Origin of the sequence: Vibrio sp. BS-M-Sm-2, assembly GCF_041504345.1 — a bacterium.
GTDB classification, from domain to species: domain Bacteria; phylum Pseudomonadota; class Gammaproteobacteria; order Enterobacterales; family Vibrionaceae; genus Vibrio; species Vibrio satsumensis.
On the sequence record NZ_CP167895.1, the window covers coordinates 1175865 to 1196360 of the forward strand.

Genomic DNA, 20496 nt, shown 5'->3' on the forward strand with positions numbered 1-20496 from the left:
TGGGCTACGAATCTTAAGCTTCAGAACCTTGAATCTTTTCTAATTCAGCGATAGTCGTTTGCGATACAAGCTGACCATCCATGTAATAGCTAACGTTTTGACCATCTTTGATGCCAGTCAGAGTTGCCGTTTCACCAGAGGTATATACGATGTCCATTTGAACTGTGTTCTCGTCGATCTTAATCATCTCACCTGTTTCAATTGTACGATTGTTTGAAATTGGCCCTACAGGCGCTTCTTTAAGGCTCGGATCAAGGTCATCGTTCACTTTGAAGTGAGTGTCAGTTTTCGTATCGAATACGTGTGGTGCACCGCTGATTGGGTTTTTACCTGTCCAGAATTCGAGGGAGTTGAATACTACGTAATCTGCTGCAGTTGTAATACCGTATACAGGTGCTAATAAGAAGTTTACACCTGCACGAGCATAGCGGTTATCGACAACTTCAACGTTAAATTTCATTACTTTCCCTGTTACGGCGTTACTGCCGATACAACCAGTTAGCGCAGAAGCCAAAACCGTTAGTCCTACAATTTTAAGTGCAATCTTTTTCATTTTAGTACCTGTATAAGTTAGAAGTCTGTTTCGTTGGAACAGGTGTAGTATGGTTTTTATTCGATTATGAGTTTTACCATTTAACGCCACTGATGATAGAAAGTTGGTCTCAAATTTTAGGTAAAGAAATAGACATAAAAAAAGCGCACCCTAATAGGGTGCGCTTTTTGGTGTTTAGATAAGTTGTAATGAAAACAACGACTCCAATAAAGGATCACTTCATCACATAGGTATAAGCCGATACGATAAGCCAGCGGAAAAATCGAAATAAAAGGGTAGTGGCTTTAAAGGCAAATTTGGTAATTGAGAGCATTGCTTCTGCACCAATGGTCACGCACTTATGCAAATCGGATTCTTTATATTCTGAATAGGTCATGTGTTTTCTCATTTCTCGCGGTTGTCTTTCATATGTAAGTAATAACTCCTGTCTGGCGATGTACCCTGTGCAACTAATGTACGAATATTCATCGATAGAAACTTACCATTTAGTGCCAAATAGTGTGAAAACCAGCCAAAAGATAAAGGGTAGAGAGAAATTAAGTACGTACCTAGGTGTAACTCATCAAGTTACCTAAAAACTGTGACTAATAATGGTATGATCGTGGGTTCAGCACCATAAGTGATAAAAGAATAGGAAACAGAATGACTCACCTTACCGATCAGCAAGAAGCTGCAATGGCGACGTTTAAGGAAAACTTACACCTTCCAAATGGTGGTTTTCATAAACTGATTATCGAGCTAAGTAAGGAATATCAGCTGCCTTTCCAAAAGGTGCGTGCGGTTTTGAAGAAAGCTCAAAAAGACGTCGAACGTCAAATACGCGAAGATTTTGCGAGTATCGATGATGGGGTTCTTAGCCAAGAGAATTGGGTGAACATTATTAAGTCGAAGCTTGTTGAGTTAGCGGAAGAAAACCAAACGGTCATGGATAAGCTGCAACAAAATCTGAAGTATCAAAAAGTGTTGTCGGCAACCAATGGTTCAATCGCAAGTGAAGACGAACGTGATGAGTTGATTGAAGAATTGATTCAAGCTTATGAAAAAGAGGTATTCAAACCTTTACTGGCGATGCTGCATACAACAAAGCTGTATTGGAAATTAATGCTGGTGGATGAGACATGTAAGATGAATGAGGAGAATCGTGAGAAATTCAGTGATTACCCTCAACACATGCAAGCTGCAGAACACTTATATACTCTTGATCAGAAGTTAAGGTCGATGCCGTTAACTTATTAGTCCATGAGTGCACTGATAATGACTCATTGGTGATTCAGAGTTTGATATAAGTTGGTTTCAATAGAAGTACGATAACCTAGCTAGCGTTAGCCGCGTGTGAAATGCAAAAAGGGCTAGGTTTCTGTTCTGTTTTACTTCTACTCTATTTTGTTCTGCTAGAGCGAATTGAGGGTGACATCTTTTACATCTTTGGGACTAAACGGTGTTTCTTTTTGTAGCCTATGGGAAATGCTATAGGAGTGTGAAATGTCCTAGGGTGTTTCCGTTGCCTGAAACAATAGTTCCGATGCTTTCTCGTTCATTAAATTCAAAGTCGATGAGATAACTGTGATGTTGTAGCTTGGGCAATATGTGGCGGTGGAGTATATCGCTATTGAGCTGTCGAATCTCTGTGACCCATGAAATTTCTTCTTTGTGTAAGTCTATTTTAATCTTGAGCATTTATTACCTTTTAGTTTATTGACTGATTTGTCGCGTGATAGTTGGTACCAATGGGTTTGTCGTGTTGTTCTGCGTGACATAACTGTGCCTTGTGTTTATTACATTTATATTTTAAGTGATCGATCTATTTTGACTTCGCTAACAAAAGAGCGAATGACGATAGATCGGTAGTGAGGATCGAATTTAAAAGCTATTGAATGACTATCTAGGTGAAAGCTGACGCAGAGATGGTGTAACGAGGAAATCGAGAACTGTCTTTGAGGAACTTGGACTTACTTTAGCATTAACAGCTCTATAGATTAGAGCCAAGTGAGGCACTATACGCCTAGTTTTTTGAATTGCAACCCTATTTTTAATTTAATTTAAAAATATTTTTGAATGATTTTCCGTCGCTTGTTGAGAGTTAAATGAGCGAAGGACAGGTAATTCACCATGATACCTGACCGATGTTTGGCTTTGCACCGCTTCGTGTTCTTTGTCATTAGTGGTTTTATTTACTCAGCTAATTTAGTGGTTGTTAAGTCTCTGTTATATATAATTTTTACATTGTAAATTGCAATTCGTAACTCTGAGGTTTAGCGTTGTGATTAGGAGATTGAACGTCGTAATTCTGTGATTTAGCTTTGTAATTACAGGGGGGCGGGCACTTTTCCCCATCAGTTTATTCTTCAGATTGATGATCATTTTCCTCTGCACGTCCTTTTGCTATTTCTGATTCCTAATATCTCTCCTACGCATAATATGAATACTCACTTTTACATTTCTGAATAATAAAGTTGTTGTGTCTCCAGTTTAACGCAAATATAATTGATAATAGTTCTCACTTGCGTTACTGGTTTGTTATCAAAGTAATGACAGACTTTAAATTATCGTTATTTAGCCGTTGTGTACGCCTCATGCTCACCTATGAGTAATGTGACTTTCATTGTCATGAGTGGTGGTTAGTATCAATGGCAAAGGAAGAAACATGAAGAAAACAATCAATTCAGTTCGCCAGTTGTTAAGCGGGCTTGCCATCGTTCTTGCATCATCATTCCTGATGACCGCTCAAGCGAAAACCGTGACCATTGAACACGTAAAGGGCACGGCGCAGTTTACTGAAGTACCACAGCGCGTTGTAGTACTTGGCTTTGGTAGCTTGGATGTGCTTGATCAAATTGGTGTACAGCCAGTTGGTGCGCCTCATAGCTTGCTGCCTGATTACCTAGCTTCGTACAAAGAAACGACAGCAAATACAGGATCATTGAGTGAACCTGATTTTGAAGCTATCTACATGTTGAAGCCTGACATCATTATCGCGGAAAACCGCATGCTTAAGGTTTACGACAAGCTGGCACAAATCGCTCCAACGGTCATGTTCTCTATTGAAGGTGATAAATACTGGGCTGATGCTCAGCAAAACTGGCGCGCGCTAGGTGACATCTTTGGTAAGCAAGCTGAAGTAGAAGCGATCATTAAAGAGACTCAAGGTTCAATCACTGCTGTAAATGACAAAGTAGCGTCTGACGAAACTTCAGCAATGATGCTAATGAACAACGGTAACAACATCGCGATGTTTAACAAAGGCAGCCGTTTCTCAATCATCTTTGATGACTTTGGTTTCGTGGAATCAAAGAGTGCAACAGTGGCTCCAATTAAAGGGACTCACGGCAACCTAATCTCGTTCGAATACATTGCTGACGCAAAACCTGAAGTGCTTTACGTTCTTGACCGCGAAAAAGCGATTGGCAAATCAGAAGGTCGCGCACAACAGCTGTTTGATAACCCATTAGTTGCGGCGACACCTGCGGCGCAGCAAGGCAACATCGTTTACCTTGATTCAAGTGCTTGGTATTTGGCTGGTGGTGGCGTGACAGCGATTCACCGAATGTTAGGTGATATTGAGCGTACGATTCAATAGTTACTAATCATCAGATTTTCGGGCTTATAAGAGCGTTCTTATAAGCCCTTTTTCACTTTTCATACGGACTCAAAGAGCCCTACCTTTAGTATTATTTCTATGTTGAAACCCATTGCCGCTGCTGTATTTCTTGTTGTGTTATGCGTTATGTCATTGATGATTGGAGTCGCTGAGATCAGTTTTAGCGACTTCTTCAATGGCAACCAACACGCCAACTCTATTTATGTTGTTAGTCGAATCCCTCGATTGTTCGCGATTGTGCTTGCCGGTGCGGGCTTGAGTGTCGCTGGCTTGATCATGCAACAGATCGTGCAAAATAAGTTTGCCGCGCCTTCGACTATGGGCACCATTGACTGCGCCATGCTTGGGTACATAGTCGGTATTCTAGTGCTAGGCAATGCAGCGCAATGGAGCTACTTAGGTTTCATTTTCGCGTTTGCGGTTTTCGGAACCATGCTATTGGTCCGTTTTCTACAACACCTGAAGTTCAAGAATGCGGTGTTGGTGCCTTTGATTGGCATCATGTATGGCAACGTTGTTTCGTCTCTAACAACCTTTATTGCTTATAAGTACGACTTAGTACAAACCATGTCGGCATGGACAATGGCGAACTTTGCGAGTGTGTTGCAAGGCAGCTATGAAATTCTTTACCTCGCAGTGCCTGCTTGTATATTGGCTTACTACTTCGCGAGTCAGTTCAGTGCGGCGAGCATTGGCGAGAGCTTTGCAAAAAACATCGGCCTGAATTACCAGAAGATCGTTTTCATTGGTGTTGCGTTGGTGGCTATCTGTGCTTCTTCTGTAGTGATGATTGTTGGTGTCATCCCTTTCCTTGGCCTTATCGTGCCAAACATTGTATCCCTGATGATGGGCGACAATATGAAGAAGATCCTACCTTGGACAGCCTATTGGGGCGTTATCTTGGTGTTGGCTTGTGACCTGTTAGTTCGAATCGTCATCTTCCCTTATGAGATTCCAATCTCGATGGTAATCAGCATCTTCGGTGGCTTGATTTTTATCTACCTAATCATGAGAGACAAGTCGAATGCGTGATTCAGTAAAAATTGCGATTCTGGCCATCGCGTCTTTGTGTATGGCGGCAGTATTTGTGGGCCAGGGACTTACGTGGGATAACTATGAGTTCTTCTTGTCTCTACGACTACCCAAACTGCTGTCGATCGTGTTGGCTGCGGTGGCTATTTCAGCATCGTCATTGGTGTTTCAAACTATAACTAATAATCGAATTTTAACGCCTTCAATCCTGGGCTTTGACAGTTTGTACATGTTGGTTCAAACGTCACTTTTGTTTGTCTTGGGTGGTACCAGCTTTTGGGTTATTGATTCAATCGCGAACTTCTCATTGTCTGTCTCTGTAATGATCTTGTTTTCATTTGCTCTGTTCCATTTTTACTTTAAGAGCAAGCGAAACAACGTATTTACACTGCTGCTGATTGGTATTGTGTGTGGCAGCGTATTCTCTAGCCTTTCAAACTTCCTAGCGATGTTGATTGATCCGAATGAATTTGCAGTGCTGCAGAATGTGATGTTTGCAAGCTTCAATAATGTGAAAGGAGAACTGGTTTATCTCAGCCTTATTCCATTGGGTTTGAGCCTACTTGGCCTGTGGCTGTTAGCGCCTAAGCTTGATGTACTTTGGCTTGGTGTTGATAACGCAACAAGCTTGGGTGTGAACACCAAGCGACTGACTCAGATTACTTTGGTGATTGTGTCAGTGATGGTCGCGGTATCGACTGCTTTGGTTGGTCCTGTGCTGTTCTTTGGTTTGATCACCGTGAGCTTAGCTCGTCAGATATTCAAATCTTATCAACATCGTGTGCTTATCATCGCAAGCAGTTTGTTAGCGGTAGTGCTATTGGTTTCAGGCCAATGGTTTATCGAAAAAGTAATGGCGTTTGAAACCACAGTGAGTGTGATCATTAACTTGGTCGGTGGTTTGTATTTTATGTTCTTGTTGTTACGCACCAGAATTCAGTAAAGGTAGTAAGTAGTGATTAAATTAACAGGTTTAACTAAGAAGTATGGCAAGTCACTCGTGGTTGATGATGCCAGTACTATGTTCCCGAAAGGAGAAGTGACTTCTATCATTGGCCCAAATGGTGCGGGTAAAAGTACGCTGCTTTCTATGGCGAGTCGCTTAACCGAAAGTGATGCGGGCGAGGTCGTTATTGGCGATAAATTACTGGCTGAATGGGATACCAAAGAGTTGGCGAAACACCTTGCCGTCTTAAGACAGTCAAACAACATCAATATGCGATTTACGATTCGTGAGTTGGTCTGTTTTGGTCGTTTCCCACATTCTCAAGGCCGCTTGAAGGACGAGGACAACAAGATTGTTGATACAGCTCTAGAGCATTTAGGTATTACTGATATTCAAAATAAATACCTTGATGAGCTCAGTGGCGGTCAGCGTCAAATGGCATTCATAGCAATGGTTGTAGCGCAGGATACTGACTATGTGTTCTTAGATGAACCACTGAATAACCTAGATATCAAACACTCGGTTGAAATCATGCAGACGCTGCGTCGTTTAGCGCATGAGTTTAATAAAGCGGTGGTTATTGTGATTCACGACATCAACTTTGCTTCTTGCTATTCAGATAACATTGTCGCGATGAAAAAAGGCCAAGTGGTTAAGTCAGGTAAGGTTTCGGAAGTGGTTGAAAAGTCCGTGATGGAGTCTATCTACGAGATCCCATTTGAGATTCGCGAGTTCGATGGCGTTCGAATCTGTATGTACTACTCAGGTCGTTAGGTTCCTGAGTCGATAGATTGTTCTAGTTTCGAATGCCGATATGGACATCCATCTAGCGACCAAAATGAACACTAAGGTGAGTTACTCGATGAATTGTATAAAGTTTGTACGACGAGTTTCTGACATGCATATCAACTCACCGTTAGTTTGATGTCACTCGAAGATCTATCCTTCATTTTTAACAAACATTTGTCTTTTTCATGTTGAGAGGTACGAAAAGCCATCTACACTATGATTATAACTGTTTGATTTTTATATGAGGTATCAATGAGTCGTAAGCCTATAGTGTTAGTCGTGGATGACACCCCGAGCAACTTGGACGTGTTAACTGCAATACTCAAAGATACTTATCAAGTAAAGGTTGCGATTAACGGTACCATCGGTATTAAGATTGCCAAGATGGTACCTCAGCCTGATCTTATTCTCCTTGATATCATTATGCCTGACATCGATGGCTACGAAGTGTGCCGTCAATTAAAAGCTCAGCCAAATACTGCGCATATCCCCATTATATTCGTTACCGCGAAGATTGGCCCTGAAGCTGAAGTGAAAGGCTTGTCCTTAGGTGCAATTGATTATTTAACGAAGCCAATTACACCTGAAATTGCACTACAACGTGTAAAAACCCATATTGCTCTTTATGACCAGCAACGTGCGTTGTTTAGTCAGGTGAAAGAGAAAACTCAAGAGATCAATCTGGGTAAGCTAGAGACCCTTAACATATTGGGTAGGGCGGCTGAATTTAAAGATAATGAAACCGGCATGCATGTAATGCGTATGAGCCATTATTGCGAAATATTAGCCAAGGCGTTAGGCATGACAGACGAAGACGCTGAAACCCTGCGTGACGCGGCTCCAATGCACGATATTGGCAAGATTGGTATTCCAGATAGTGTGTTACTCAAGCCTGGTAAATTGGACGTCGACGAATGGACCATCATGCAGAAGCATGTCGAGTATGGTGTTGAGATCCTTGGAAGACAGAGTGACTCCAAGCTGATGCGCATGGCGATTCAGGTAGCACAATATCATCATGAAAAATGGGATGGCAGTGGTTATCCAAACCAGATCGCGGGTGAAGAAATTCCTTTAGTAGGAAGAATTGCTGCGGTCGCTGATGTATTTGATGCACTGACGGCAGAGCGTCCTTATAAAAAAGCGTGGAGTGTCGATGAAGCGCTCGCTTTGTTTGAAGAGCAAAAAGGCAAACACTTTGACCCTCGAATTGTCGATTTACTGTTTGAAAACCTACCTCAAATATTAAGTATCAAAGAGAAGTTTAAAGATGAGTGAGCGCTTAATGTCGTCGCTATATCGTTTTGTTGTTTCTCTTGTGCTTGTGCTATTGGCGTGGCCACTGCTTATTCGTAGTGCTCATGCTGATGAAGCGACGGACGCCCAACTAAACCAGTGGTTAGCAGATAAGCCAACCGTAACTTTTATTACCCTTACCGACCATTACCCATATTCCTTTATTGATGATGACGGACAAGTGTCTGGGATCATAAAAGATTGGGCATTAGACCTTGAGAATAGATTTGGTGTTCATGCTCGATTTATCAGCGTGGGATCTCGTGTTGAGGCGAAAGAAGCCTTGTTAGATGGACGAGGAGATATCTTCCCATTTCAGCAATTTGACCCTAGTGAAGGTGGACGGTTTCTTGCGAGTGAACCGTATATTCCTTATCAGGTTGCTGTGATTGTTCCTATTGACAATAAGATTGATACCAACTTAGATCAAAATCATAAGCGTCGTATTGCCATGGTTAATGAAAACATTGATTTGGAGCGCGCAGGAGTGAGGTTGAGCTCTGTTGAGAGAGTCGACTTTGAAAATGTTATTGATGCGGTACGAGCTTTAGGGGAAGGCGATGTTGAAGGCATTGTAGGTGAGCCAATCACCACCATGGATCTGGCAAAAAAAATTGGTGTTCATGATTTAGCGGTCAATTATGTTCTGGAGCACTGGAAAAGGTTAGAAGCATCAATGGTGGTCCGAACCGATGAAACAGAGCTGCTGACGCTAATAAACAAGCAGATTGAAACCTTCGATGTGGACAATAAGAACCAGATTCTATCAAAGTGGTTAGACAGTTCTCCTTATCGAGTGCCATTAAAGGGCGTATTCGGCTTTGGTAACCCTCCGTATATGTACCCAGACAGCACCGCAGTCGGACTAGAACACGACATTCTTCAGCGTGCACTTAATGATATGGGATATAAGTTAGGTGACGTTGTCACTCTCCCTCCTAGCGCCGCTAGAAAGGCCATCGATAACAATAATTCTATAGCCTTTGTTTCTGGTGTTCAGTTTGATGATCCTAATGTGCACTTTTTAAGTGATAACGTTCTTAATGTTGAGTTTGTTCCTGTTTCACTCGCTCGACGCAAACTTAACCTCCAATCCCAAAAGAGTTGTCATTGGGGGCGCTACTGTTTGACGAGACCTCCCCAATTAAAAACTCTGTTGAAGTATTGAAGGGCAAGTTAGACATTGATCGTGTCGAAGACTACGAAGATCTTGAATCGGCATTCTCACAGCTTAGGGCTCAAAATGTTGACCTGTTAATGGTTGAACGCAGAGTACTGGAATGGTTTATCACCAATACTCGTTTTATCGAAATGGCAGAGCTAACGTTACATGACGATTATAAGATTGAGTATCCGATCTATGTTGACTTTAAGAGTGAAGAAATCAGAGATAGTTTCAATGCCGCGATTAAAAGGCTTAAGCAGGCGGATGACGGCTTAAACCAAATTATCGAGATGCAGGTGCAGAGTGACTTAAGCCAAGTCCTTAAAAAAGCGAATATTATCGCGCAAATATCTGCGTATTTTATCGTCAATGACCGCTTTGAAGAGTTGATGGAAGTGTTTGAAATTTTCGACACGGACAGTTCTTTTCAGGTGATCACCGCACAAGCGGATAACAATAGTCGCCCGATCAAATCTTGGTACATAGGCAACCTAGTTGATGAATATGGAGAGAAGAAAAATACCTCTCACTTTTCATCAGTCACCAAGGTGGCGAATTATAGAACCAAGGGAGGGAGTACCAACTCTGGTTCGATGACTTTCTATTTTGATACTAAATCACTAGAACGAAACCACGTTTATTTTCCTGCGGTCGAGCAGTTTGATTCGTTTGGTGAATCGGCCAAACGCTATATCGCAGATGTGTATCAAGCAAACAATTTAATTGGCGAGATTTTAAATTTAAGCCCAAAAGAAAGACAATGGATCAAAGATAACCCAGATGTGAGGATAGGTATCGATCCAAACTCTCTCCCTTATGAGGCGGTATCAAATACCGGAGAGTATATCGGGATGATTGACGATTATTTAACGCTTATTGAGCAAAAAACAGGGTTAAGTATTAACCATGTAAACGTTGAAAGTTGGTCTGAGACTCGAAGCTTGGTTGATCATCATGAGGTAGAACTGGTCTCTGCTGCTCAAGAAAATCGCTCGTTAGGGGATAACGTCAAAGCAGCTAAAAGCTTGTTTTCAAGTCGTTTGGCCATTGCATCGAGAAGAGACGTTAGTAGCTTGGTACTTGAAGAAGCTGATGGTTGGAAAATCGGCATCTTGAAGAATGCGGCAAATACTAACGCGATTTTAGATAAGTACCCGAACGTTGAATGGGTAAAGGTAGATTCTACGGAAGACGGGCTCAACAGATTAGATAATAAAACCTTAGATGGCATGATCGATACGGTCGATGTCCTCAACTATCTCATTGACTCATTTGGTCACCGAGAGATTGGAATTATCGGTCGACTCGATTTTTTCCTCTCACCAACTTTACATGTCACCAAGTCTCAACCTTTGCTTTTTACTATTGTAAATAAAGCGATTGAGGGTATTTCTGCTGAAGACCATCAGAAAATCTCAGCAAAGTGGGCGGCACCAAAGGCAATAGAAAGAGTTGATTACGAGTTGGTTTACACCATCTCGGCTTTTTCTTTGATCATTGTGTTACTTATTGTTTTTTGGAATCGAAAGCTCGCTAAGCAGATCAGCATCGCCAATGATGCAACAGAGGCGCTTAAGAAAGCTCAGGAGCAACTTTACAATATGTTGAACAGCTCTCCAATTGCCGCTGCTGTTGTACTTGAGGAGAAGGCTCGTTATGCAAACGACACTGCGAAGCGCTTATTTGGGGTTGAAGATCGAGAACTGTCCTCTATCGATGTGGCCTCTATTCACGACTCTTTAGATGTCCGTGACGCAATACATAATGAGCTTAGCCTCAATGGCAAGGTTGAAAATAGAGAGTTGGTACTTAGGAAGTCTGATGGAACCCGCTTTGTTGCGTTAGTCAGTTACTATTTGTTTGAGTTAGATGGTGAATTAGCAACACTGTTCTGGGCTTTTGATATCTCTGAGATGAAGCGTCTAAATGAACAACTGGAAGAAGAAAAAGAGAGAGCCGACTTGGCTAGCCAAGCTAAATCTGAGTTCCTAGCCAATATGAGTCATGAGATAAGAACCCCAATGAACGCCATTATTGGTTTGTCTTCTCTGGCGATTGGCGAAATATCTAATCCTGTCGCTCGAAATTATATCGAAAAAGTGCATCGTTCAGGTCATTCTTTACTCAGCATCATCAATGACATCCTTGATTTTTCAAAGATAGAAGCAGGGCAACTTGTTATTGATAACATCCCGTTTGATCCCGTGACGACCTTTAAAGATGTGATTGAGTTGATGGAGTCGAAAGCGGCTGAGAAGCAACTCAATTTGTCGATGGTCATAGACCCAGAGTTAGACACGCCATTACAAGGCGATCCATTAAGGTTGTTTCAAGTCATACTCAACCTTGTGGGCAACGCGATTAAGTTTACGGAAAAAGGCAACGTAGCGTTAACTGTGGACCTTGTCGAGTCTAACGATAACAGCCTAACCATGAAGGTGAGTGTGATGGATACCGGGATAGGCATCTCGGATGAGAATCTGCATAAGCTGTTTGAAGCCTTTAGCCAAGCGGATAGCACAACGACCCGTCGGTTTGGTGGTACGGGGCTTGGGCTTAACATTAGCCAGAAATTAGTGCACGCGATGGGCAGTCAAATTACTGTGGAGAGTGTTTACGGGCAGGGCAGTGAGTTCTCATTTGTGCTGACATTGCCACGAGTAAGCGCGGATGAGTTAGCCGACTTTAAAGCCCAAGAGCTGCAGTTGGATTATCAGGTTGAGTTCAAAGGGCAAAGAGTACTATTGGTTGAAGACAATGAGCTGAACCAAGATCTAGCCTTAGCATTTTTCAGTCGTTCTAAATTGAATGCGGATCTTGCTGAAAACGGAAAGGAAGCGCTGGAATTAGCTCAAAATAACGACTACGAGATAATCTTTATGGATCTTCAAATGCCGATTATGGATGGCTTTGAAGCAACCCGTTTGATTCGCGAGTTTGATACAGATGTACCGATTGTTGCAATGTCGGCCAATGTGTTTGCCGATGCGAAACAACGAGCGAGGAAAGCGGGTGTAACCGACTTCTTGGATAAGCCAATTGTTATTGATAAAGCGATGTCTTTGATTACGAGGTACATTGTTCCTGAGGTGCTAGTAGGAGGTCGAGCGCCATCTGACTCGTCTTCACATACGAAACAGACTGTTGATTCTAATGAGAGTGCGGTATTAAGCTCTGATGCCTCAATTGAGCCACCTATTTTCTCTCAGTCGAGATTTGAGCAACTGACTTATCATGATGTGAGACTGCAAGCCAAGATGCTTAATAGGTTCTGCCAAGGCGCGCCAGATACGATGTCGGAAGCTTCTGATAACTTAGTACAAGGCGATTGGGAAACGTTAGAGCGTAATCTTCATACTTTAAAAAGTATGGCTGCTTCGATTGGTGGATTACGATTAGCTGAACGACTCAGTGATTTAGCACACAAGGCTCATAATAAGGCGTGTAATGAGCAGGATCTTAAACAAGGTGAACTTGAGCTAGTTGAGCTGATTAAAGAGCTCGGGAGCAGCTTTGATATGCCTTGCGCTGAAGACGCTGATGCGGCATGTACTCAGGAAACCGAGCTAAGTAGTGATGAAGCATTGGATTCACCTCTTATCACGCAAGAGCAGCGCACTAAATTGTTATCACTGCTCGAGGCTTATGATAACGATGCAACTCAATATGTGACTGAGTTACAGGCACAGTATCCGCATTCTGTTGTTCTTAAAGATGTTCGAAGTGCGTTAGATAACTACGACTTTGAAGGAGCTAAAGAGGGGCTTGGCGCTTCTGAGTAGCGGTCTTTTATAAATATCACTTCAACATTAAAGCCTTTAGCTCTTACAGCGAAATAACCGACTAGCTAAAGGCTTTAAGTCTATTTGTACCGAACTAATTACTGACGTTTTGTTTGATTAGCTTGATCACTGTGTTGTATCTGTGTGGTAGTTTTCGGTTCCGCTTCTGAACCAAATACAGTGTTTCTTCAACTTCCACTTTTGGCGGGACAACATACAACTTATCGCGTTCTGGAAAATGCTCTACAGCGCCCGCAGGTAAAACCGTAAACCCAAGCCCTTTCGATACTGGCAGCAAGATCTGGTGAAGCTGATTGATGTAGCCAGATCTTGGTATTTCATTAACGTTGATGTTCGCGAGATCCTTGTCTCCACACAAATCGAAATACAAAGACAGGTAGTGAGCAGAATCTGGATGCGCAATAAGGCCAATGTCGTGCAGTACTTGTGGTGTTATCTCTAAGTGAGCCAGACTGCTGTGAACGATGAGGCAGAGTGCTTCTTTACCAATGACTTGGCTCTGATAGTAACTGTCGTTTGGGGAGTGCCTAACAATGCCGATATCGGTGGTGCCTTGGATCAGGTCATTCAATATCTTTTTGTTTGGAGCCGCTTCTAAGTTAATGCTCAGATCTTGGTGTTGCTGCTGAAGTTCAAGAAGCTTGGGGTACAGACGTAAAGAGAGTGAACCAGAGCAAGACAGGTGACATTGTCCAGCATAAGGATTATCAAAACTCAGAGATTCGAATAAATCTTCTTGGTCTTTTTCTAGCTTGAGCGCATAGCGATACATAATCCGACCCTGTTCGGTCAGCTCGAAGCTTTTATTTTCCCGAGATAGCAGGTCACAATTGCAAGCTTGTTCAAGCTTCTTGATGTGCTGGCTCACTCCTGGTTGTGTCATGTACAACTTTTCTGCGGTTTGGGTGAAATGTCCAACTTCAACCAGAGTCTTAAATGTATTGAGCCAAAGTGGATTAATCATACTCACCTTTAAATTCCGTAGCTCATAAATCAAAGAGCTTCTAAGTAGCAAAGCTCATGAACAACAAAGCTTATGAATAACAAAAAATTATTATTATCTTAAGTCATGATAATTTCAACGTTCAGAACGTCAAGCCGAGAAGAACACGGTATCTTTGGTGGAATATTGTTCGAGTTATCAAGAGAATGGCCATTTACTTGAATTCATCACACGTAACAAAGTGTTGCGACTCTGTTGGATTTTTGGTCTAGTGACCCACTGTGCTCATATTTAGGAACGAAGATGAATAGAAATGTTTGGCTACTGTCACTGTGTCAGGCCTTATTGATGACAGGGAATATATTACTGATCTCGGTGATTGGCTTGATAGGCAAGCAGATTGCACCCAGTGTCAGCATGATTACTCTGCCTGTTGCCTTACAGTTTTTGGGCTTAATGGCAGCCACCATTCCTGCATCTTTAATTTCAGGCAAGTTAGGGAGAAAGCGAGGATTTAGTATCGGTAATGTTGTGGGTATTACCGGAGCAAGCCTTGCTACTTACGCGTTATCTCAGCAACATTTCTATCTGTTTTGCTTCGCCACATTTTTGCTCGGGATAGGTATAGGTTTTGGTACGCTTTATCGCTTCGCTGCAATTGAAGTGTGCGACGAAAACGCGCGACACCGTGCGATTTCAATATCAATGGCTGGTGGAGTATTGGCGGCGGTACTCGGGCCTAACTTAGCGATCATGTCTCAACAATGGTCAGAAGATGGCTTGTACATCGGTGCTTTTGCTTCGCTGATCGGCTTGAACATCTTAGCTTTAGCCTTGTTACAAACAATTCAGTTTCCTAAGGTCTCTTTTAATCGTCAGGCTCCCAAAGCCGATCCTTTAAGTGTGATCGTTAAAGCGCCGAACTTTATTGGTGCTGTGTTTGCGGCCATGGTTGCTTACGCCGTAATGAACATTTTGATGACTGCAACGCCATTGGCGATGATTGGTTGCGGATTCGATTTTACTAAGGCTGCTGGTGTCATTGAGTGGCACGTGTTGGGTATGTTTGTACCTGCTTTCTTTACGGGTTCCCTCATCGAGAAGTTCGGCTCAAGAATGATGATCCTTGCGGGTGGTGTGTTATTTGTGGTGAGCATTGCCATCAATATCCATGGCGTATCAATTTGGCACTTTAGGGCGGCGTTGGTGGTACTTGGAGTAGGTTGGAACTTTATGTTCATCGCTGCAACAGGGTTGTTTAGCCAGTCTTACCAGCCTCAAAATAAAGCTAAGGCGCAAGCATTTAATGAATTCGTTGTGTTTGGTTGTGTCACCGTTACGGCATTGCTTTCTGGTTGGCTAGAATCGACCGCAGGGTGGCAGAACCTAAATATCTACGTATTACCATTCGTGTTAGCGGTTATCTTACTGTTCGCGTTCAGCGCACGTAAATCACGTATTCAAAAGCAGCCTGTATAACGAGTATCGAGTGTGAATCAGTAAATCTATTGCTGCGAGCAAATTACGATTCCTTGGAATACAGACAAATAAAAAGCCCTACCATGTCGGTAGGGCTTTTGCTTACGGCTTAAATAATAACGTTTTCTTAAAACTGCTGTCTTGGCTTATATCCTATGACAACAGTACTTAAGCTTGCTTTATCAGTACGTACGTTATTGGCGACGTACTTGTTTCAATGACTTGAGGTTGGAGCAACTTACAGGTCGACCATAATGGTCTTCGTCGTAATCCCGCCTTGGTCATCGATTATCTTCAATGTCACTTCGTGCTTTCCGTATGAAGGAAAGATAGAAGTGAATGTGCGACCTCGTTTTACTTTTCCATTTGGAAGCGTCCACTCGGTATCAACAATACGACCATCACTGTCTGAACTTGTTGACCACATGGTTACCCAGCGTCCCAAGTGGATGTACTTAGCGCTTGCTTCCGGTAGGGCGTTTGGAGATGCAACACTCACTACAGAACTGAATGAACCAGTGGCACCTTTGTCGTCAACAACGGTCAAGCTAACCGTGTATTCACCGGCTTGCTCGTAAGACCAAGTAGGTGCCACTTCGTTGCTTGTTGTACCGTTACCAAAGTCCCATAGATAACTGATGATCTCACCATCTTGATCAGAACTGAAGTTACGTGAAGAAACGTTCAGGCCAGTAACATTGAGCTCGAAGTTCGCAGTAGGGGCGACGTTATGTTGGCTTACTTTAGATAAGCGCACCACACCGTATTCGTTGTCGTTACTCTGATTCAAAATATCAACGGCTAAGCCAAACTGCGTCAGGATACGTCCTGAATCAGGCGCTTGAGGAGACGTGTAGTCTTGGTCGTCAGAGAAGCTAGCGTTACCAAGCAAACTGGTATCTTTAAGTACATCATTGTCGCTGTTCACAAGACGCATTGGGGTATGATCTTTGAGTGAGAACGCAGCATCTCGAACTTGGTAGCGTGTTTGAGCAATTTCGCCTGAGTTTTCCCATACCATGGCGTTTTGGTCTGCGTCTACAACACCTAACCAACCTTCACCTGGGTGCTTGCCAACCCAGTTATCGGTAAGAGATTCGTCTACATACCAAATGATCAGACCCGGGTCGAATGACATCAATTGACCCATGCGTTTGATGTTAGCTAGGCCTTCATCAACGTCCATGTGGCTGCGCCATTGCAGTAGGTAGTAGTGCTGAGCTTGATGGAATCCATTACTCAGTTTGTAGCCATTAAGGGCGAAGGTGGAGTTGTTTTCACCATCGTCTATCTCAGTCACTTCACCATCGACAACCAAAGTAAGGTTATCCAGATAGAAACCTTCCATCGCCAAGCCACCATCTGTGATGTACTCAAATGAAAGCTCTACTTCTTGGCCTGTCCATTGTGAAACGTCAAACTCAGCATCAATCCAACCGCCAGACTCACCACCAATCGCAGGGACTAGGCCCGTATTGTATGGATCATCCATTGAGGTGATGTTGCCTGCGATGGCTTGTCCATTCACGAGCACGCGCGCAAAGTCGTAATCTTTCTCAATCTCATACCAAGTTTTGAACGAAAGCAGTGCAGAATCACCGGCTGGAATCACCAACTTACGTGTCATGCTGTTTTTCAGGTCATCGCCTTTTTGAGAGTGGAACGAATACTCACCAGCAAACGGTTTTAAACCTTCGATCTGTTTTTCTGGAAGATCCACTTTAATCATGTTCGGACGGCTGTTATCCGTGGTTTGGAACAGCGTATAAACCTGTGGGTTGTCTTCTAGGTCATCAATCGAGATTTGATCATCGTTAATCCAACGACCGCCAATCGATTTTTGTAAGAAGTGTTTTGCCCAAGAGCTGAATGCTGTTGGTTGTGTGCCACCGATTTGACCAGCCCAGCTGCCTGAGGACATGATTGACCAGTAAGATACTGGTTCACCCTTGCCTGTGTATTGTGTGTCGTATTCGTCTGGCAGACCTAAATCATGGCCATACTCGTGAGCACAGACACCCGCTGCCGCGTCAATCGGTTGAATGGTGTAATCAAATGCTGCGTATTGGCCACCAAAGCGGTCAGGAAGAGAGCTAGAGGTGCCTTCAAGTACATGTGTGCGACCAAGATTGAATCGGTGAGACCAGATAGCATCTGGGCCTAATATGCCACCACCGGCTTCTTCGCCAACAGATGCGTGGAACACCATTAGGTGATCAATCACACCATCGGGTTCACGGAAGTTTCCGTCACCGTCGTAATCGTAACGATCTTCGATATCGTAATCGGCTAGGTTGATACTAGGATCTTGAGCCAATTGATTCAGCGCTTCGCGAACCAGTTCTTGTGCGTTGAGATCGTTGTCGGTCGTCGGGGAATTACCACCATAGAATGACGCAGGCTTAGAGGCGCGATACCAACCAGCCGCTTGACCTGCAACGCTGTAACTGTCACCCGATTCGCTTTGGTAATACTGACGCATCGAGATTAGGTTTTCGCCGTTTGGCCCTGTGTAGCCAGAGTTTGAAAACAGCAACTCTTGATAATGTTCTGGGTTGTAGCTCTCGTAGAGCATTTGGGTGTGCTCTTCGGTCAGCTTGTTGTCATCCCAGTTTAAATCAGGGAAATCGACCAATAGAGCGAGTACTTTATCTGTACGCTTGGTGCCGACTTCCAAAGCGAAGACACTCGCTTTTTTAACGCCAGACCCTTTTTCGATGGCTTTGAGTATTTTCGCTCGTTGTTCTAGCGCTTTTTTACCGAATTGAGCATCGCCTTTAAAACCGGAATTGATCTTATTTTTCAAGTAACGGTCAAGAGCATCGTGTTTTGCAACATCGCTTGCGTCTTGGTCGACTAAGCCTTGTCTTACTAGCATTTCAATCAGTTTGTCTTCATTAATAACACCTAAATCAATCGGTGTTTTAGCATAACTACTGACGCTAAATAGAGTAAGCATTGCTGAAGCTAGCAATGTTTTTCTCATTATCTTCATTACATTTCCCTTTTGTATTTCCATGTCGATATCAGAATCAACTAGCCTTATTCAAAACGGTTGTCTGAGCTTGGCTTAATACACTCTTTTGGTGTTTTAGGTATCTGACGTTTATTAGTTAACTCGTTTTTGCTTTCTATCTCGTTTTTATTACCAGACTCATTGGTACTTTCTATTTCTCGCTTATTATTTAAATCAAACTGGCTGCCTTTCACTTGCTTTGCGTTGAGATAGATACGCAAAGCTTCGTGGTTGTCCTCGTAGGTTAAGCCGGGACAAATAACGCCTCGTTCAATCAATGACTTGAGCAACAGTTCATCATTCTCAATGGTGGAAGCCTGTGACAGTGAGGAGAAAAGTAGAACCATTAAAGCCATTGTTTTGTGTGACATTTTTATATCAAGCCATCAGTTTTGATTATGTAACAAAATATATTTATAAAATTAACCAATCAAACTGATAATTATCACAAATCATTATCCGTTCCGGTTTCAACATTAAGAGTTAATATCAAATAAGATCGGCTATTCATTTTATTGTCAGCTATTTAATGAATTTTGATGCATTAATAATTGATAGTATTAACAGTTAATAACAATGTTAGGATTATGGTTACCATGCTGGAGGGTGCTTTATATAAGGTGTCGGGTATTAATTAACTAATGCGATGTTCTATATTTTATGTTTAATAAATTCACGTAATAATTGAGTATTTAGTAAATAATCACTCTCAAATTATTTTCACGAGAAATATTATCAATTAGTTGTTCAAGCATGTTTTAAAGTGCTTCACGGAGGGGTATTTGACGTTGGAACAGCGATACGGGGTGATGGAAGATCAAAAAGAGCCCAAGTTTAGGCTCTTTCGTAACAGGTAAGCGAGTGTTAAGTGCTTCTAAGATTGGGATACATCGCGATAAAAGTAACGCTCACAAACTCTTGGGTTGATGTGCTTGATGACGTTAGATATTAAAGCGATAACGAGTACTGAGAATACGAGCCTTCCCCAGAATATGGTGTAGAAATCGGCTCCTATCAGTAGGATCAACAAAGTATCCTCTATCAAACTGTGGAGTAAGTTGAGCAACATGATCGCTGTGAATACGTCTCTTGCGGAGATGTGTCCCTTTTTCGCTTCATTGATTAATAGTCCGCCCCCAAACGAAAGACCAAGAGTGATACCTATGATGGTTAGGTTGGTCGCGTCTTTGCTGATTCCCAACAACCTCAAGAATGGTCTCAACATGACTGCCATCAGTTTTTCAATTCCGACAAGCTTTAAGATCTTGAGTAGCAGTAATAACGCTGAGATCACCATGAAGATAACCGCAAAACTCTTAAGCTGATCCAAGGCCCAGGTGAGGTAACTGCTATCCGTTGATACTTCCGGTTGCCAAAGCACAGTCGCGGGGTAGTTGAGTAAGTCGCCATATTGATAACTGAGGTTCAGCAGCCATGCTAATACCAAGCTGCCGCCGACTCTGACTGATAACGTCGCCAACCAACTTACGCCTGCTTTTTTGGCTATCGCACCTTCAATTGGCAGTGAATGGGCGAGAAGCATCATGCTGCCTAACACTGAAGCTTGAGCGACAGTAAGGGGAACATCGGAACTGATGAGAATGATTAACCCAGCATAGATGTTAGTGAGTATGGTGGTTGCCCATACCAAGCCCATCTCTTTTGGTAAGCCAACGCTTTCCATTATAGGGCTTAACCATTCGCTAAGAATCACGATACCGCCGAGCTCTTCGATGACTTTTATCACGATGATGATTGGAATCATGATTCGAAAAAGCGTAGAGGTGACATCGAAAATCTCTTTAAGGAGTTCTTTAAAAAATTGATAAGTGAATTTCATTGTTACGACCATTATTCGATTGTGTTGTATGAGAAG

The 20496-nt window shown here is 42.7% G+C and carries 13 protein-coding genes and 1 pseudogene; 8 read left to right on the forward strand and 6 right to left on the reverse strand.

Annotation, left to right across the window (positions count from 1 at the left end; genetic code table 11):
* Positions 1–13: 13 nt before the first annotated feature.
* Positions 14–553 (reverse strand): DUF3332 domain-containing protein, encoded by a 540-nt coding sequence (locus AB8613_RS21195; RefSeq protein ID WP_285953678.1) that lies wholly within the window; start codon positions 551–553, stop codon positions 14–16.
* A 642-nt stretch (positions 554–1195) separates the two neighbouring features.
* Here AB8613_RS21195 and AB8613_RS21200 point away from each other — a divergent pair.
* Positions 1196–1789: a hypothetical protein gene (locus tag AB8613_RS21200; protein WP_146490804.1), complete on the forward strand. Its 594-nt coding sequence runs from the start codon at positions 1196–1198 to the stop codon at positions 1787–1789.
* A gap of 231 nt (positions 1790–2020) precedes the next feature.
* Here the strand turns inward: AB8613_RS21200 and AB8613_RS21205 are convergent, their stop codons facing one another.
* Positions 2021–2230, reverse strand: a complete 210-nt coding sequence (locus AB8613_RS21205; protein ID WP_004731601.1) for a hypothetical protein — start codon at positions 2228–2230, stop codon at positions 2021–2023.
* Positions 2231–3197: 967 nt separating this feature from the next.
* On the opposite strand from AB8613_RS21205, the gene AB8613_RS21210 reads away from it, so the two are divergent.
* The 6 genes and pseudogenes from AB8613_RS21210 to AB8613_RS21235 all read left to right on the forward strand — a co-directional run bounded on the left by AB8613_RS21210 (position 3198) and on the right by AB8613_RS21235 (position 13161).
* A complete protein-coding gene (locus AB8613_RS21210; RefSeq protein WP_146490803.1) occupies positions 3198–4130 on the forward strand; it encodes a siderophore ABC transporter substrate-binding protein in 933 nt (310 codons plus the stop codon).
* Positions 4131–4229: 99 nt separating this feature from the next.
* Positions 4230–5183, forward strand: coding sequence for an ABC transporter permease (locus AB8613_RS21215; RefSeq protein WP_372384960.1), 954 nt, complete (start codon positions 4230–4232; stop codon positions 5181–5183).
* Positions 5176–6126, forward strand: coding sequence for an iron chelate uptake ABC transporter family permease subunit (locus AB8613_RS21220; RefSeq protein ID WP_372384961.1), 951 nt, complete (start codon positions 5176–5178; stop codon positions 6124–6126). Before AB8613_RS21215 ends, AB8613_RS21220 begins: the two co-directional genes overlap by 8 nt.
* Positions 6127–6138: 12 nt before the next feature.
* Complete coding sequence (locus AB8613_RS21225; RefSeq protein WP_372384962.1) at positions 6139–6903, forward strand: ABC transporter ATP-binding protein; 765 nt, start codon at positions 6139–6141, stop codon at positions 6901–6903.
* A 267-nt stretch (positions 6904–7170) separates the two neighbouring features.
* Positions 7171–8196 (forward strand): HD-GYP domain-containing protein, encoded by a 1026-nt coding sequence (locus AB8613_RS21230; protein WP_372384963.1) that lies wholly within the window; start codon positions 7171–7173, stop codon positions 8194–8196.
* Positions 8189–13161, forward strand: a pseudogene (locus tag AB8613_RS21235) (ATP-binding protein). The gene AB8613_RS21230 and the pseudogene AB8613_RS21235 overlap by 8 nt, the downstream one beginning before the upstream one ends.
* 94 nt (positions 13162–13255) lie before the next feature.
* Here AB8613_RS21235 and AB8613_RS21240 read toward each other — a convergent pair.
* Positions 13256–14146, reverse strand: coding sequence for a LysR family transcriptional regulator (locus tag AB8613_RS21240; RefSeq protein ID WP_372384964.1), 891 nt, complete (start codon positions 14144–14146; stop codon positions 13256–13258).
* A gap of 282 nt (positions 14147–14428) precedes the next feature.
* Between AB8613_RS21240 and AB8613_RS21245 the strand changes: the two genes are divergently transcribed.
* The gene (locus AB8613_RS21245; protein WP_146490798.1) at positions 14429–15604 is read left to right on the forward strand and encodes an MFS transporter; all 1176 of its coding nucleotides are present in this window, start codon (positions 14429–14431) and stop codon (positions 15602–15604) included.
* 238 nt (positions 15605–15842) lie between these two features.
* Here AB8613_RS21245 and AB8613_RS21250 read toward each other — a convergent pair whose 3' ends face one another.
* The 3 genes from AB8613_RS21250 to AB8613_RS21260 form a co-directional block, all read right to left on the reverse strand.
* On the reverse strand, positions 15843–18599 hold the full coding sequence (locus tag AB8613_RS21250; RefSeq protein WP_372384965.1) for an immune inhibitor A domain-containing protein: 2757 nt from the start codon (positions 18597–18599) through the stop codon (positions 15843–15845).
* A gap of 47 nt (positions 18600–18646) precedes the next feature.
* Entirely contained in the window at positions 18647–18991 is a 345-nt protein-coding gene (locus AB8613_RS21255; RefSeq protein ID WP_372384966.1) for a hypothetical protein, read from the reverse strand.
* 503 nt (positions 18992–19494) lie between these two features.
* A complete protein-coding gene (locus AB8613_RS21260) occupies positions 19495–20460 on the reverse strand; it encodes a hypothetical protein (RefSeq protein WP_372384967.1) in 966 nt (321 codons plus the stop codon).
* Positions 20461–20496 lie beyond the last annotated feature (36 nt).

Coding starts and splice junctions, on each gene's coding strand:
- AB8613_RS21210 (WP_146490803.1), top strand. CDS start 3,198: ATGAAGAAAACAATCAATTCAGTTCGCCAGTTGTTAAGCGGGCTTGCC.
- AB8613_RS21215 (WP_372384960.1), top strand. CDS start 4,230: ATGTTGAAACCCATTGCCGCTGCTGTATTTCTTGTTGTGTTATGCGTT.
- AB8613_RS21260 (WP_372384967.1), bottom strand. CDS start 20,460: ATGAAATTCACTTATCAATTTTTTAAAGAACTCCTTAAAGAGATTTTC.
- AB8613_RS21220 (WP_372384961.1), top strand. CDS start 5,176: ATGCGTGATTCAGTAAAAATTGCGATTCTGGCCATCGCGTCTTTGTGT.
- AB8613_RS21245 (WP_146490798.1), top strand. CDS start 14,429: ATGAATAGAAATGTTTGGCTACTGTCACTGTGTCAGGCCTTATTGATG.
- AB8613_RS21230 (WP_372384963.1), top strand. CDS start 7,171: ATGAGTCGTAAGCCTATAGTGTTAGTCGTGGATGACACCCCGAGCAAC.
- AB8613_RS21205 (WP_004731601.1), bottom strand. CDS start 2,230: ATGCTCAAGATTAAAATAGACTTACACAAAGAAGAAATTTCATGGGTC.
- AB8613_RS21240 (WP_372384964.1), bottom strand. CDS start 14,146: ATGATTAATCCACTTTGGCTCAATACATTTAAGACTCTGGTTGAAGTT.
- AB8613_RS21195 (WP_285953678.1), bottom strand. CDS start 553: ATGAAAAAGATTGCACTTAAAATTGTAGGACTAACGGTTTTGGCTTCT.
- AB8613_RS21255 (WP_372384966.1), bottom strand. CDS start 18,991: ATGTCACACAAAACAATGGCTTTAATGGTTCTACTTTTCTCCTCACTG.
- AB8613_RS21200 (WP_146490804.1), top strand. CDS start 1,196: ATGACTCACCTTACCGATCAGCAAGAAGCTGCAATGGCGACGTTTAAG.
- AB8613_RS21250 (WP_372384965.1), bottom strand. CDS start 18,599: ATGAAGATAATGAGAAAAACATTGCTAGCTTCAGCAATGCTTACTCTA.